The sequence below is a fragment of the Sphingomonas insulae genome (assembly GCF_010450875.1).
GTDB classification, from domain to species: Bacteria; Pseudomonadota; Alphaproteobacteria; order Sphingomonadales; family Sphingomonadaceae; genus Sphingomonas; species Sphingomonas insulae.
In genome coordinates, this window is the sequence record NZ_CP048422.1 from 150,862 (window position 1) to 163,832 (window position 12,971).

The window sequence follows — 12,971 nt, forward strand, 5'->3', positions numbered from 1 at the left end:
CTCCCGTATATCTATCAGTAGGTTGGAACGAAAAACTCAGTGCAGGTTGACGGCGTCGTTCAGATAGACGCTCGTCAGCAGCGCAAAAACATAGGCCTGGATCGCGGCGACCAGCAGCTCGAGCAGCGTGATGCCGATCATCAGCAGGAAGCTGGGCAGCGATACGAGCAAGCCATAACCGATGCCGAGGTTCAGGCCGCTGATCACGAACGCCGCCAGCACCTTCAGCAGGATATGTCCCGCGGTCATGGCGACGAACAGTCGCAGGCCCAGCGAGAAGGGGCGGACAAGGAAGCTCATCAGCTCGACGACGAAGATCAGCGGGATCATCAGCTTCGGCGTGCCGTGCGGCACGAACAGCGCGAAGAAATGGAAGCCGTGCTTGCCGAAGCCGACGATCAACACGATCGCGAAGCTGATGATCGCCAGCACGCCGGTGACGGTCAGGTGGCTGGTGATCGTGAACGGATGCCAGCCCGGTACGACGCCGACCGGGGTCAGGCCCCAGATATTGGCGAACAGGATGAACATGAACAGCGAGAAGACGTAGGGGACGAAGCGCTTGCCCTGCGGCCCGATGTTCGACGTCAGCATGTTGGAGACGAAGCCGGTGAAACCCTCGACCGCGGCCTGCCAGCGGCCGGGCACCAGCTCACGCTTCATCCCGCCCAGCATGAACAGCCACAGGCTGGCGAGCGTGATGACCATCCACAACGCGGAGTTGGTGAACGAGATGTCGTATCCCGCGACGACCCAATGCCGACCGAACAGGGGTTCGATCAGGAACTGGTGCATCGGATCGATCTTGCTGCCCGATTCTGCCGCCATCTGCTCCACCGCCACTGGGGCTTACGCTCCCTAATACGACAAACGCCCGGGTTACTCCGGGCGTTCGCCTGCAATCCGAATGATCTGCCTGAACGCGACGGCGATTCCGAGGAACAGCATCACGATCAGCGCCCATGGGGTCGTGCCCAACCAGTGGTCGATACACCAGCCGATCAGCGCACTGCCGACGAGGCTTCCGATCAGGGCGGCGAGCACGCGATTGCCGAGCGAGTATCCCGCATCGGCCGTCGGCGCCCCCTGCCCCGTCCGCAACGCTTCCTGATGCCGGGCTTCCTTCAGCCGCTCATCGAGCGCGGAAAGCCGCGGATCGTCCGCGCTGGTGAAGTCTCGTCCGGTATCCTCGTCCGCCACGCGCCATCCCTCGCCTAATCATTCAGCCGGGGGAGAAAACGCATAGGGCGAGCGATCCCGCCAAGGCGTGGTCCGTTTAGGTGGGGGGTGCCGGGGTGTCAACCGGGCAGAGTCGCATACCACCCACCTCCTCCCGGAACGGGAAGGTGGCGTCGTGCTGCAATGCCGGTGGGGCGGCCCGGTCGCCTTTCAGTTTGCGGCTGCGACAAGCCGTCCCCCAACCTAGGGTGACCTTATTTGCACCGACCGTCGAGTTCGGGGGTGCCGGTGTTTTCCTTCCACTGGCCCGACGGCGTCTTGTACATCTCACCCTGTCCGACCTTCGCGACCAGGTTGCATCCGCTGGTGAAGGCGAACTGTTCGACCGTCGACCCGCTCGCCTGCGCGCTGGCGGTATAGGCGGCCTTGCGCTTGATGTTGATGTCGCGGACCAGCGCCTGCACCGGCGCACCGCCGCTCACCACGCCCAGGTAGCCGTCGGGCTGCTCGCCGACCTGCTTTGCCTCGCGCGCGGCGGCATAAGCGGGATCGCGCTGCGCCACCGCCGCTGCCGACAGGCCCGCGATCGCCATCGCACCGGCCACCATCCAACGATTCGTCTTCATATCAAAAGATCCCACCCGGATTCTGCTGGATCAGCGTCTTCGCCTCTCCATCCAGACGATACACCACTTCCTGCGTGACGCTGATGTTCAAATTGATCTCGATCGGCTTGTCCGGAGCCGAGACGTTGATGCACCCGCCCAACGCCGTCGTTGCCGCACCGATCATGACCATTGCCATCATCCGTCCCGAGATCGTGATTCGTCCCGACATCTTCAATCCTGTTTCGTTCATGGCACGGTTCCGCTTGCGGGAGGCTGAATGGCCGGCGCCGCCGGCTGGCGGGTCGGTTGACCGGCCTGTTTCTGCCGGTCGAGCAGCGCCGGCAGGTTGCGCTGGATCAGGCGGCTGGGGTCGTAGAAGGACTGGGCCGAATCGAGCAGTCCGCGGAATGGCGCCTTGATGCGGATGTTGAACACGAACGGCAGCTTCTGCAGCCGGTGGACGATGAAGTTGCTCTTCGCCCCCGCGCCCTGCGATACGCCGGCGAAGCGCACTTCGGTGATCATCTCGCCCGCCAGGGGTCCGTTCATGCCGATCGTCAGGTTGCGATAGCGCAGCGACCGCAGCGCCTGGAACGCGATGTTGCCCCACAGCCCTAGGTCCTTCTGCGTCAGGTCGCCGACATAGGCCAGGCTGCCGCCGCCTTGACGCACCGCCAGATGCCCGTTTTCGATCCGCCCGCCCTGGATGTCGAAGATCATCGGCAGCTCGCCATCGAAGATGCCGCTGGCGTCGAGGTTCTTGAAGTCGAACTGGCCCAGGAACTGGTCGGCCTTCACACCGTCCAGCCGAAACGTCATCCGCCGCGCGCCCGCTTCGGTGAAATCAAGCGTCGTCGGCAACAGCGTCATCGTGCCGCCGGCAAACGGCCAGAGCCCGCTGTCGACCTGCACGCGCTGATCGGCGAGCAACTGGTAGGTGATCGTGCCGTCGCTCACGGCTATGCCGGGATTGACGGTCTTGATGGTCGCGACCTGTGCGGGCGCGCTCTCGAGGGCCAGCAGGTCGGTGAAGCGCACGCTCGTCGTGATGCCGCTCACCGGACCGAAGGCCGCGGCGAGCGCGGTATCCTTCGTCGCGAACCGGCCGGTCGAGGTGACGCCCTGCGCATCCCAGGCAATGTGCCCCTCCCCCGCAACGCTGCCGCGCACGTCGGCGACGACGCCGTAGGTCAACCGGGTCAGCAGGTCGGGCTGGAACCGTTCGGTGAAGGCGATGCCCGGCACCGCGATGTCGGCATGGCCGCCGCCCGACGACAGCCGGTGATCGATCGTCACGTCGGCCACCCTGACATCGAGCGTCGGCTCGACGAGCGTTCCCCGTGTCGCGATGATCCCGTCGGCGAGGCGGAACGTGACATCCCGCACTGCGAGCGTCTTGAATCGCGGATCGGGTGCGGCATCGTCCACCGTCATCGCTGCGGTCAGCGCGACGACGCCATCGCGCAACGACCAGTCGCCCGCCGCCGCACCCAGCAACAGCGGCACGTTGGCGATCTGGCCCGATCCGCCGGAGAAGCTGCCGGCCACGCCGTCGGCCGCGATCCGCCCGTCGAGGTGATCGAGGTCGATCCGCGTCATCCGGTCCGGGCTGCCCAGGCGAGCGGCGACGCCGTCCAGCATGAACCCCCGGTCGCCCAGGCGCAGTTGCGCCCCGCTTGCCGCCAGCGTCAACGGTGTCTGCCCCAGCCGCCCGGATAGCCGGGTCGCAGCCAGCCGCACGCCGCCACCCACCTGCCCATCGGTGATCGTCAGGATCGCGCCCGATGTGGGACAGATGGTAGTACGCGCCGGGTCGAGCGCCAGCCCGGACACGGTGAGCCGTCGGAATGCCACCGGGGTACAACCGGGATTGGCGACCAGCACATTACGTCCGTTCCAGCGCAGATCGAGTGGCACCCGCAGATCGTCGACACGACCGTCCCCCAGCGGCCCGGACAAAGACGCGGTTGCGACGATTCGCGTCGTGCCGCCCGGCGCAATCGAAAACAACACCGGCGTCAACGCCAATCCCGCCGTCCCGGCCATATAAGGTGCGATCACCGCCCGGCCGCGGATCGATGCGCCAGCGCGCGACTGGGCGAGGTCCAGCGAGACCTCGGGCAGGCCGCCGCCCGACAGCGATGCGTGCGTATCGATCCGGACCCGCACATTGGGCCAAGCGAGCGTCATGCCGCTGCCGCCGCCACTGCGGAAACGCGCGCCGCTGGCCGCGGCCATATCGGCTCGCGCCACCCGCACGCGGCCTTCGCCTGCAGCCATCCGCATGGCCAATGCCGCCTCTCCGCCGAACCTGCGGGCAGCCAGCCCCGCCGCACGCGTGGCCGCCGCGATCAACGGTCCGACGGGTGTGCCGTGGCCGACACCGTTCCGCTGCAATGTGGCCAGGAGCCGGGGGGCAACGCCGGCACCATCGACGCGGACGGTGCCCGAAAAAAGCTGTTCGGCCCCGATCCGGTAACGACCACGCGCGCGGAGCATGTCTGCGCGACCTGCCGCGGCCATGGCGGACGATGCAGCCAGATCGACCGTGCCGTCCGTCGCCCTCGCATCGCCTTCGAAATCGATGGCGCCGCGCGCACCGGCGATGCTGATGCCTCCGCTGCTGACCGCGCCCGTGGCGACCCGCGCGGATCCGCACCAGCCGGTGAAGGCCGGCGTCATCCGCGCGTCGAGATCGCCCGCGAAGCGGGCGACCGCCGTCGCGGCACATCCGGCCCGGTCCGCTCGCACCGGTCCGACGACATGCGGCGCACGGTCGGCGATCGAGATGCGCAGCGCCGCCTGCACACCAGTGGCCGCGCAGGTGCCGTAGGCCAGCCGATCGCTAACCAGTGCCAGCGTCCCCGCAAAGCCGTCGTCGAGCCGGCCTGCCCCCGCCATTTTCAGTCCGACCACGCCATAAGGCGTATCCAGCCGCATCCGCGCATCGGCGACATCGACGTGCAGCACTGGCAGTGCGAACGCCTTGCCCGTTGGCGGTCCCATCAGCTTGTCGAGTTCGCCGAGGACCAGCCGTCCGTCGACCAATCGCCCTCGCAATCGCACATGCCCGGCGCGTACACCAATGACGCTCGCGCCGTTCAGCCCGACCCGCGTTTGCGCTTCGAGCCAATCCGCCACCATATCGGGCGCGCGGGGATCACCGATCACGACGTTGGTCAGCCGTTGCCGTCCGAGCCCCAGAGCGCTGACGTCATAGCGCGCGCTTACGCCCCGCTTGCGCAATTCGCCGTCGATGACCCGCGTCGCGATCGGCTTGCGCGCGACCCACACGCCGATCAGCGCGACCAACAGCACCAGGGCGATGCCCAGCACGACGCGGCCACCCCGACCCAGTCGGGGCAGGCGGGCACGGGGCAGGCGCGCACGAGCCAGCCGAGAACCGCGCGGGGCGGCAGGAGGCGTATCGCTCGACTGGTCAACGCCCTCGGCCATCGATGCCACATAGCCGGAGGCGACGCGTCGGCGCAATTGCGCCCGCATTGGACGCGCCCTAGGCTTGGCGGCGATGCCGCCCCTGCCGCTCTTGCCCGACGAACCTGCCGTCACCCCGCCCGATGACGCCGCCGGCCATCGCGAGCGGCTGCGCGGCCGCCTGCTGGCCGGCGGCGGTGATGCGTTGCTCGATCACGAACTGATCGAATATCTGCTGACCCTGACCCTCCCCCGGATCGACACCAAGCCGATCGCCAAGGCATTGCTGCGGGAATTCGGCGGCATCGGCGGGCTGCTGACGGCGGATGCCGCCGCGCTGACCCGCGTGAAAGGGATCAGCGACCGGTCCGCCGCCGCCATCAAGATCGCGCATGCGATCACGATCCGGATGCTGAAGGCGGAAGTGGCCGAGCGACCGGTATTGGCGAACTGGCAGGCGCTGCTCGACTATCTGCGGGCCGACATGGCGCATCACGCGATCGAACGGTTCCGCGTCCTTCACCTCAACACGCGAAACATGCTGATCCGCGACGAGGTGATGAGCGAAGGTTCGATCGACCAGGCCGCCGTCCATGTCCGCGAGGTGATCCGGCGCGCGATCGATCTCGGCTCGGCGGCGATCATCCTCGTGCACAACCATCCGTCCGGTGACCCGTCACCGAGCCGCGCCGATATCGCGATCACGAGGACGATCGCCGATGCCGGCGCCGCCATGGGGATCGTGGTGCACGACCATATCATCATGGGCATCAACGGCCATGTCAGCCTAAAGGCGCAGGGGCTGATCTGAGCGGCGGACCTGCGCCAAGCAAAGGGCCGCCGGATTGCTCCGACGGCCCATGCCTGCCTAGTGGCCGGGGATCAGGACTGGCCTTTGCTAAGGAAGCCGACCAGTTCCGGCTGAGTCACCGACCGGTTCTTGTCCGTGTCGGCCTGTGCGAACGCCGCGTTTACCCACGCCTTTGTCTCTGCGCTGGTGGCACTCGCCTTGGGATCGCTTGCCTGTTTCAGCTTCACCATCCAACTGGCGAATTCGGCCTTTTCCAGCTTGCCGTCCTTGTTGGCGTCATAGGTCGGAAATTCGGTCTCGACGACCGATGCGACCTGTCCACCGGTGGCCTCCGGTTCCGCGGCGGCACTCTGCGTCGTGCCGTCGGCGGGTGTCGCCTGCGCCGAATCCATCGGCGTCGCCGGCGATGCCTGCGGATCGGCGACCGGCGTACCATCCGGCACCGCCGCCGGAGCAGTCGCCGCCTGCGGCGCAGTATTGGTTTGGGTCTGCGCCAGAGCCGGTGCAGCGATCGTCATCACTCCGGCGAGAAGAGCATATTTCAGCATTGCTTGTCTCCCATCGTTCTTCATGAACCTTGCAGCGAAGGATTATGCCGTTCGCTGCGCTTACTTGAGATGGGGAATGCTTTCCTCATTGCAACGGTTCCGGCCCGCCGGGTTTGTCGGTGGACGCCCGCGCTGCTACGTCGCCCGCAGAAAACCGCGAGTCGTGCCGAAACGGCCACGACGACCCGTGCGCCCATCAGGACGAAGGAACATCATGGTCCCCCGCTATTCCCGCCCCGAGATGACCGCGATCTGGACACCGGAGAACCGCTTCCGCATCTGGTTCGAGATCGAGGCACATGCCACCGACGCGCTCGCTGAGCTGGGTGTGGTGCCGAAAGAGGCGGCGCAGGCGCTGTGGGCGTGGTGGAACACCAACCCGGCGATCGACGTACCGGCGATCGACGCGATCGAAGCGGTGACCAAACACGACGTCATCGCCTTCCTGACCTGGGTTGCGGACCATGTCGGCGACCAGGCACGCTTCATGCACCAGGGTATGACCTCATCCGACGTGCTCGACACGGCGCTGGCGGTGCAGCTGGCGCAGGCGTCTGACATCCTCCTCGCCGATCTGGACAGGTTGCTCGAGGTGCTCAAGGCGAGAGCGATCGAACACAAGATGACGCCGACGATCGGGCGTAGCCACGGCATCCATGCCGAACCGGTGACGTTCGGACTGAAGCTGGCGCAGGCCTATGCCGAGTTCGACCGTTGCAAGACGCGGCTGATCGCTGCGCGTGCCGACATCGCCACCTGCGCGATCAGCGGTGCGGTCGGCACCTTTGCCAATATCGACCCGTCCGTCGAGGAACGCGTCGCCGCCAAGCTCGGCCTGTCGGTCGAGCCTGTGTCGACGCAGGTCATTCCGCGCGACCGGCATGCGATGTTCTTTGCGACGCTGGGCGTCATCGCCAGTTCGATCGAGCGGCTGGCGACCGAGGTCCGTCACCTGCAGCGTACCGAAGTGCTGGAGGCCGAGGAGTATTTCTCGCCCGGCCAGAAGGGTTCGTCGGCGATGCCGCACAAGCGCAACCCGGTGCTGACCGAGAACCTGACCGGCCTTGCCCGCATGGTGCGCGGCTATGTCACGCCCGCCCTAGAGAATGTCGCGTTGTGGCATGAGCGCGACATTTCGCACTCGTCGGTCGAGCGCTACATCGGGCCGGATGCGACGATCACCCTCGACTTCGCGCTGGCGCGGCTGACCGGGGTGATCGACAAGCTGCTCGTCTACCCGGAGCGGATGGACAAGAACCTCAACAAGATGGGCGGCCTCGTCCATTCGCAACGCGTGCTGCTCGCGCTGACGCAGGCAGGGGTAAGCCGCGAGGATTCGTACCGGCTGGTTCAGCGCAACGCGATGAAGGTGTGGGAGTCGGACGGCCAGCTATCGCTGCTCGACCTGCTGAAGGGCGATGCCGAGGTGACCGCCGCGCTGTCGCCCCAGCAGCTCGAGGAGAAGTTCGACCTCGGCTATCACCTGAAGCACGTCGACACGATCTTCGCCCGGGTATTCGGCTGACAGAGATCCTCCCCGGCACGGGGAGGATTTCCCCTTACGCCCATTGCGCCAGCCAGTCGGCCAGCCCCTGCGGCGTCAGGCTGCGCGCATCCGCCAATGCCGTCTCGCGACCGGCGTTGACCACCCTGTCCGTCTTGGGATCGACGATCAGCAGCGCGGGCACGCCCGCCAGCCGTCCCTTGATCCCGTAGCGCGCCGGGACGTCGAGGTTCTTGTCGAAGCGGCCGATGTCCACCGTCACCACCTCGTAATGGCGGGCCATGAAGCCGCGCATCGCCGGCAGTTCCATCACCCCGGCAAGCAGGCGGCAATCGAGACACCAATTGCCGCCCATGTCGATCAGCAGCTTCCGATGCCCCTTCAGCGCCCGCGCCTTCGCTGCCGCAACCGCGGACCTCGCATCGGCGGCCGCGTCATAGGGCAGCGGCAAGGGCTGCGGCAGCTGGTTGAGCGTCGCGATCGGCACGCGGGGCGCCGCGACGGGCGCCGCAGCGAGCGGCAGCGTGGGCACGGCGACCAGCGCGGCGGCGAGCAGCAGGGAACGGGGCATGTGGATCTCCGGCATGAACAAGACGGATCAGACCAAGTCCCGGCCACGATGGCAAGCGCGCGTTGCTTTCGCCCCAGCTAGCGGGGCTTCACGCGCAGCACTCTCATGCCAATGTTACAGTTGCGTGAAACGCATGTGCGATTGCATGTAATAATATTGCGCAAAGGAGCAATAATTTACATATCGCGCTTGCCGGATATTCCTCCGGCAACGGAGACCTTCCATGCGCATGTTCGAAACCGCAGCCAGCAGCATGCTGGCGATCGCGGCCCAGGCGCTGGTGGTCGGGGTGATCATTTCCACCCTCTGACCCATCGGCCCGCCCGCTCCCTTACCCTTCGGGCGACGGGGAGCGCGGCTAGGCGGTCAGCCCTTTCGGCGATACCGCAACGCGAATTCCTCGTCCGACATGACCAGATACCGGACCATATCGATCAACGCCCATGGCCCCGTCACCAGCAAGCCGATGACGGTGATGCTCAGCACCAGCATGGCGATCCCCGATCCGGTCCGTCCCAGATAGAAGCGGTGGATGCCGAGCGTGCCGAGGAAGAAGGCGAGCAGCGCCGCCACGATCTTGCTGCGATCGTTCGCCGGTACGTGCGGCGGCGGCGCGACGACGGGGCGGTGGCCGGCCGTGTCCGGCATCGGAAAGACGCTCAGTGCCCGTTCGCCGCTCGCTTCGAAATCGACCTTGATCCCGATCGCGGGTTCACCGCGCTGCGCCCAATCCTCGGGCGTGAAGCGATAGCGGTTGCCGTCATCGCCCGCGACCAGCCCCTCGCCGGTTCGCGTATCTACACCCAACACCTGACCACGCATGCACACCCCCCGGTTCACTGACGACAGTCTGGCGCCGTCGCCGACGCACGCAACCCAAAAGCGGTGCGTGCCATCGCGGGTCGGCGCATTTATCGATCCACAGCCGTTCCGCGGCGCAGGCCGGAGTTCCGCCCGAATAGGATCATGACCGGATCCGGCGCACCGGACGTACTTTCACCATGAGCCGGATCGGCCTTCGTCGGAAAGCATCCCGCCCCACGAGTGTAGCGAGACACGCGTCCGCTCACTCCGCCGCGAACACACCCTTCAGCTTGGCAAAGAACCCCTGGCTGGCCGGACATTCGTCACCGGTTTCCGTCTCGCGGAACAGTTCCAGCAACTCGCGCTGGCGCACCGACAGCCTGGTCGGCGTTTCGACGTCGATCTGGATCACCAGATCGCCCTGCCCACGGCCTTGCAGCACCGGCATGCCGGCGCCGCGCTGGCGCAACTGCTTGCCCGACTGGATGCCCGCCGGAATCTTGATCTCATGCGTCCGCCCATCCAATCCGGGGATCGACAGGGCGCCGCCGAGCGCCGCCGTGGTGAAGCTGATCGGCGCGCGTGCGAACAGCGTCGTGCCTTCGCGTTCGAAGATCGCATGCCGACCGACGTGGAGGAAGATGTACAGATCGCCAGCCGGCGCTCCGCGCGGTCCAGCCTCGCCTTCGCCCGACAGGCGGATGCGCGTCCCCTCATCGACGCCGGGCGGCACGTTCACGCTGAGCGTCTTGGTCTTGTCGATCCGTCCTTCGCCGCGGCAATCGCCGCACGGGTCGGCGATGATCTCGCCCGCACCCTGGCAGACCGGACAGGCGCGTTCGACGACGAAGAAGCCCTGCTGCGCACGCACCTTGCCATGGCCGTTGCACTGGCGGCAGGTGGAGGCGTGCGTCCCGGGCTTGGCGCCCGACCCGTGGCAGGTGTCGCACTGCGCGGACACGTCGACGGTGATCTCGGTCTGCTTGCCGTGGAACGCCTCTTCGAGCGTGACTTCCATGTCGTAGCGCAGGTCTGCACCGCGCCGCTGCTGCGCACGGCCGCCGCTGCGACCGCCGCCCATGAATTCGCCGAAAACCGATTCGAAGATGTCGGAAAAGCCGCCGAAGTCCTGTGCGCCGCCACCGCCGCCGCCGCCATTCTGGAACGCGGCATGGCCATAGCGATCGTAGGCCGCGCGCTTCTGCGGGTCCTTCAAAACCTCATAGGCTTCGCTGACCGCCTTGAACCTGGCTTCGCTATCCTTGCATCCGGCATTCTTGTCCGGATGGTATTTCATCGCGAGCTTGCGATACGACGACTTCAGCGTCGCACCGTCCGCATTGCGCTCGCATTCGAGCAACTCATAATAATCGACTGTGGTGCTCATGCCCGACCCTTAAAGTCCCTACGCCCCCGCCACCGGCGGAAAGTCACGAAAGTCTCACTTGCGTGGCCCCTGCCGGGAGCGGAGGCGGGACCTCGGTTACGCCTTGTTGTCGTCGACTTCCGAGAATTCGGCGTCGACCACATCGTCCTTCGGCGCCTCGCCGCCGGCATTGCCCTCCGGCGACGCTTCGGACTGGGCCTGCTTCTCGTAGATCGCCTGGCCGAGCTTCATGGCGACCTGCGCCAGTGCCTGGCTCTTCTCGGTCATCTGGTCGGCATCGTTGCTCTCGACCGCGGCCTTCGCCGCGTCGATCGCCGACTGGATCTCGCCCTTCAGCGCATCGTCCACCTTGTCGCCATTGTCGGCGAGCTGGCGTTCGGTCGTGTGGATCAGCGATTCGGCGTTGTTCTTCGCCTCGGCGCCGGCACGACGCTTCTTGTCCTCTTCGGCGAACTTCTCGGCATCGCGCACCATCTGCTCGATGTCATTGTCCGACAGACCGCCCGATGCCTGGATGCGGATCTGCTGTTCCTTGCCGGTACCCTTGTCCTTGGCGGACACGTTGACGAGGCCGTTGGCGTCGATGTCGAACGTCACCTCGATCTGCGGCACGCCGCGCGGCGCCGGCGGGATGCCGACCAGGTCGAACTGGCCGAGCATCTTGTTGTCCGCCGCCATCTCGCGCTCGCCCTGGAACACGCGGATCGTCACCGCGCCCTGGTTGTCGTCGGCGGTCGAATAGGTCTGCGACTTCTTGGTCGGGATCGTGGTGTTGCGATCGATCATCCGGGTGAACACGCCACCCAGCGTCTCGATGCCCAGCGACAGCGGGGTCACGTCGAGCAGCAGCACGTCCTTGACGTCGCCCTGCAACACGCCGGCCTGAATGGCCGCACCCATCGCCACGACCTCGTCCGGGTTGACGCCGGTGTGCGGCTCCTTGCCGAAGAACGCCTTCACCGCCTCGCGCACCTTGGGCATGCGGGTCATGCCGCCGACGAGGACGACTTCGCTGATGTCGTCGGTCTTCAGGCCGGCATCGGCCAGCGCCTTCTTCATCGGATCGATCGTGCGCTTGATGAGGTCGTCGACCAGCCGCTCCAGATCGGCGCGGTTTATCGTCTTCACCAGATGCTTCGGACCGTTCTGGTCGGCGGTAATGAAGGGCAGGTTGACCTCGGTCGAGGCGGCCGACGACAGCTCGATCTTCGCCTTCTCGGCCGCTTCCTTCAGACGCTGGAGCGCCAACTTGTCCTTCGACAGGTCGATGCCCTCGTCCTTCTTGAACCCTTCGGCGAGATATTCGACCAGCTTGTTGTCGAAATCCTCACCGCCGAGGAAGGTGTCGCCGTTGGTCGCCTTCACCTCGAACACGCCGTCGCCGATCTCGAGGATCGAGACGTCGAACGTGCCGCCACCAAGGTCATAGACGGCGATCGTCTTGCCGTCCTGCTTCTCAAGGCCATAGGCCAGCGCCGCCGCGGTCGGCTCGTTGATGATGCGCAGCACTTCGAGGCCGGCGATCTGACCGGCGTCCTTGGTCGCCTGACGCTGTGCGTCGTTGAAGTACGCCGGCACGGTAATGACCGCCTGAGTCACCGTCTCGCCGAGATACGATTCGGCGGTTTCCTTCATCTTCTGCAGCGTGAAGGCGCTGATCTGCGAAGGCGAATAATCCTTACCACCCGCCGACACCCACGCATCGCCGTTCGAACCGCGCGCGATCTTGTACGGGACCAGCTCGGTGTCCTTCTTGGTGATCGGATCGTCGAAACGCCGACCGATCAGGCGCTTCACCGCGAAGATCGTGTTGTCGCCGTTGGTGACGGCCTGACGCTTCGCCGGCTGGCCGACCAGCCGCTCGCCGTCCTTGGCGAAGGCGACGATCGATGGCGTGGTACGCGCGCCTTCCGCATTCTCGATCACCTTGGGCTTGCCGCCCTCCATCACTGCGACGCAGCTGTTGGTCGTGCCGAGGTCGATACCGATTACTTTAGCCATGTGTGCTTGCTTAGCCCCTCACAAGTAAAAACCATGGAACCTTTGCCCCGTTACGGCAGCGACAAGTTCCGGTGTATGGCCGCGATATAGGTGGGGTTCCGCTTGCCGCAAGACGGCGCGCGC

The 12,971-nt window shown here is 66.0% G+C and carries 12 protein-coding genes; 2 read left to right on the forward strand and 10 right to left on the reverse strand.

All coding sequences use genetic code 11. The features are described from left to right. Positions 1-36 precede the first annotated feature (36 nt). From GTH33_RS02360 to GTH33_RS02380, 5 genes are all read right to left on the reverse strand, one after another. Positions 37-828, reverse strand: a complete 792-nt coding sequence (locus tag GTH33_RS02360) for a F0F1 ATP synthase subunit A (protein ID WP_163956926.1) — start codon at positions 826-828, stop codon at positions 37-39. A 51-nt stretch (positions 829-879) separates the two neighbouring features. Beyond that, positions 880-1,200, reverse strand: a complete 321-nt coding sequence (locus tag GTH33_RS02365) for an AtpZ/AtpI family protein (RefSeq protein ID WP_163956927.1) — start codon at positions 1,198-1,200, stop codon at positions 880-882. A 233-nt stretch (positions 1,201-1,433) separates the two neighbouring features. Next, positions 1,434-1,805, reverse strand: coding sequence for a YdbL family probable chaperone protein (locus tag GTH33_RS02370; RefSeq protein WP_163956928.1), 372 nt, complete (start codon positions 1,803-1,805; stop codon positions 1,434-1,436). A gap of 1 nt (position 1,806) precedes the next feature. Next, a complete protein-coding gene (locus tag GTH33_RS02375) occupies positions 1,807-2,016 on the reverse strand; it encodes a YnbE family lipoprotein (protein ID WP_163956929.1) in 210 nt (69 codons plus the stop codon). Positions 2,017-2,033: 17 nt separating this feature from the next. Continuing rightward, positions 2,034-5,243: an intermembrane phospholipid transport YdbH family protein gene (locus tag GTH33_RS02380; protein ID WP_163956930.1), complete on the reverse strand. Its 3,210-nt coding sequence runs from the start codon at positions 5,241-5,243 to the stop codon at positions 2,034-2,036. A gap of 73 nt (positions 5,244-5,316) precedes the next feature. Here GTH33_RS02380 and radC point away from each other — a divergent pair, with 73 nt between their 5' ends. Then, positions 5,317-6,033 (forward strand): RadC family protein, encoded by a 717-nt coding sequence (gene radC, locus GTH33_RS02385; RefSeq protein WP_163956931.1) that lies wholly within the window; start codon positions 5,317-5,319, stop codon positions 6,031-6,033. 71 nt (positions 6,034-6,104) lie between these two features. Here the strand turns inward: radC and GTH33_RS02390 are convergent, their stop codons facing one another. Then, positions 6,105-6,581: an EF-hand domain-containing protein gene (locus GTH33_RS02390; protein WP_163956932.1), complete on the reverse strand. Its 477-nt coding sequence runs from the start codon at positions 6,579-6,581 to the stop codon at positions 6,105-6,107. A 214-nt stretch (positions 6,582-6,795) separates the two neighbouring features. On the opposite strand from GTH33_RS02390, the gene purB reads away from it, so the two are divergent. Beyond that, on the forward strand, positions 6,796-8,106 hold the full coding sequence (purB, locus tag GTH33_RS02395) for an adenylosuccinate lyase (RefSeq protein ID WP_163956933.1): 1,311 nt from the start codon (positions 6,796-6,798) through the stop codon (positions 8,104-8,106). 34 nt (positions 8,107-8,140) lie between these two features. On the opposite strand, the gene GTH33_RS02400 is transcribed toward purB, so the two are convergent. From GTH33_RS02400 to dnaK, 4 genes are all read right to left on the reverse strand, one after another. After that, the gene (locus GTH33_RS02400; protein WP_243848168.1) at positions 8,141-8,656 is read right to left on the reverse strand and encodes a thioredoxin family protein; all 516 of its coding nucleotides are present in this window, start codon (positions 8,654-8,656) and stop codon (positions 8,141-8,143) included. 366 nt (positions 8,657-9,022) lie between these two features. Next, a complete protein-coding gene (locus GTH33_RS02405; RefSeq protein ID WP_249054971.1) occupies positions 9,023-9,466 on the reverse strand; it encodes a TM2 domain-containing protein in 444 nt (147 codons plus the stop codon). A 256-nt stretch (positions 9,467-9,722) separates the two neighbouring features. Further along, positions 9,723-10,847: a molecular chaperone DnaJ gene (gene dnaJ, locus GTH33_RS02410; RefSeq protein ID WP_163956936.1), complete on the reverse strand. Its 1,125-nt coding sequence runs from the start codon at positions 10,845-10,847 to the stop codon at positions 9,723-9,725. Between the two features lie 96 nt (positions 10,848-10,943). Then, positions 10,944-12,848: a molecular chaperone DnaK gene (dnaK, locus tag GTH33_RS02415; RefSeq protein ID WP_163956937.1), complete on the reverse strand. Its 1,905-nt coding sequence runs from the start codon at positions 12,846-12,848 to the stop codon at positions 10,944-10,946. Between the last annotated feature and the right edge of the window lie 123 nt (positions 12,849-12,971).

Coding starts and splice junctions, on each gene's coding strand:
- dnaK (WP_163956937.1), bottom strand. CDS start 12,848: ATGGCTAAAGTAATCGGTATCGACCTCGGCACGACCAACAGCTGCGTC.
- GTH33_RS02360 (WP_163956926.1), bottom strand. CDS start 828: ATGGCGGCAGAATCGGGCAGCAAGATCGATCCGATGCACCAGTTCCTG.
- purB (WP_163956933.1), top strand. CDS start 6,796: ATGGTCCCCCGCTATTCCCGCCCCGAGATGACCGCGATCTGGACACCG.
- GTH33_RS02380 (WP_163956930.1), bottom strand. CDS start 5,243: ATGGCCGAGGGCGTTGACCAGTCGAGCGATACGCCTCCTGCCGCCCCG.
- dnaJ (WP_163956936.1), bottom strand. CDS start 10,847: ATGAGCACCACAGTCGATTATTATGAGTTGCTCGAATGCGAGCGCAAT.
- GTH33_RS02375 (WP_163956929.1), bottom strand. CDS start 2,016: ATGTCGGGACGAATCACGATCTCGGGACGGATGATGGCAATGGTCATG.
- radC (WP_163956931.1), top strand. CDS start 5,317: ATGCCGCCCCTGCCGCTCTTGCCCGACGAACCTGCCGTCACCCCGCCC.
- GTH33_RS02370 (WP_163956928.1), bottom strand. CDS start 1,805: ATGAAGACGAATCGTTGGATGGTGGCCGGTGCGATGGCGATCGCGGGC.
- GTH33_RS02400 (WP_243848168.1), bottom strand. CDS start 8,656: ATGCCCCGTTCCCTGCTGCTCGCCGCCGCGCTGGTCGCCGTGCCCACG.
- GTH33_RS02390 (WP_163956932.1), bottom strand. CDS start 6,581: ATGCTGAAATATGCTCTTCTCGCCGGAGTGATGACGATCGCTGCACCG.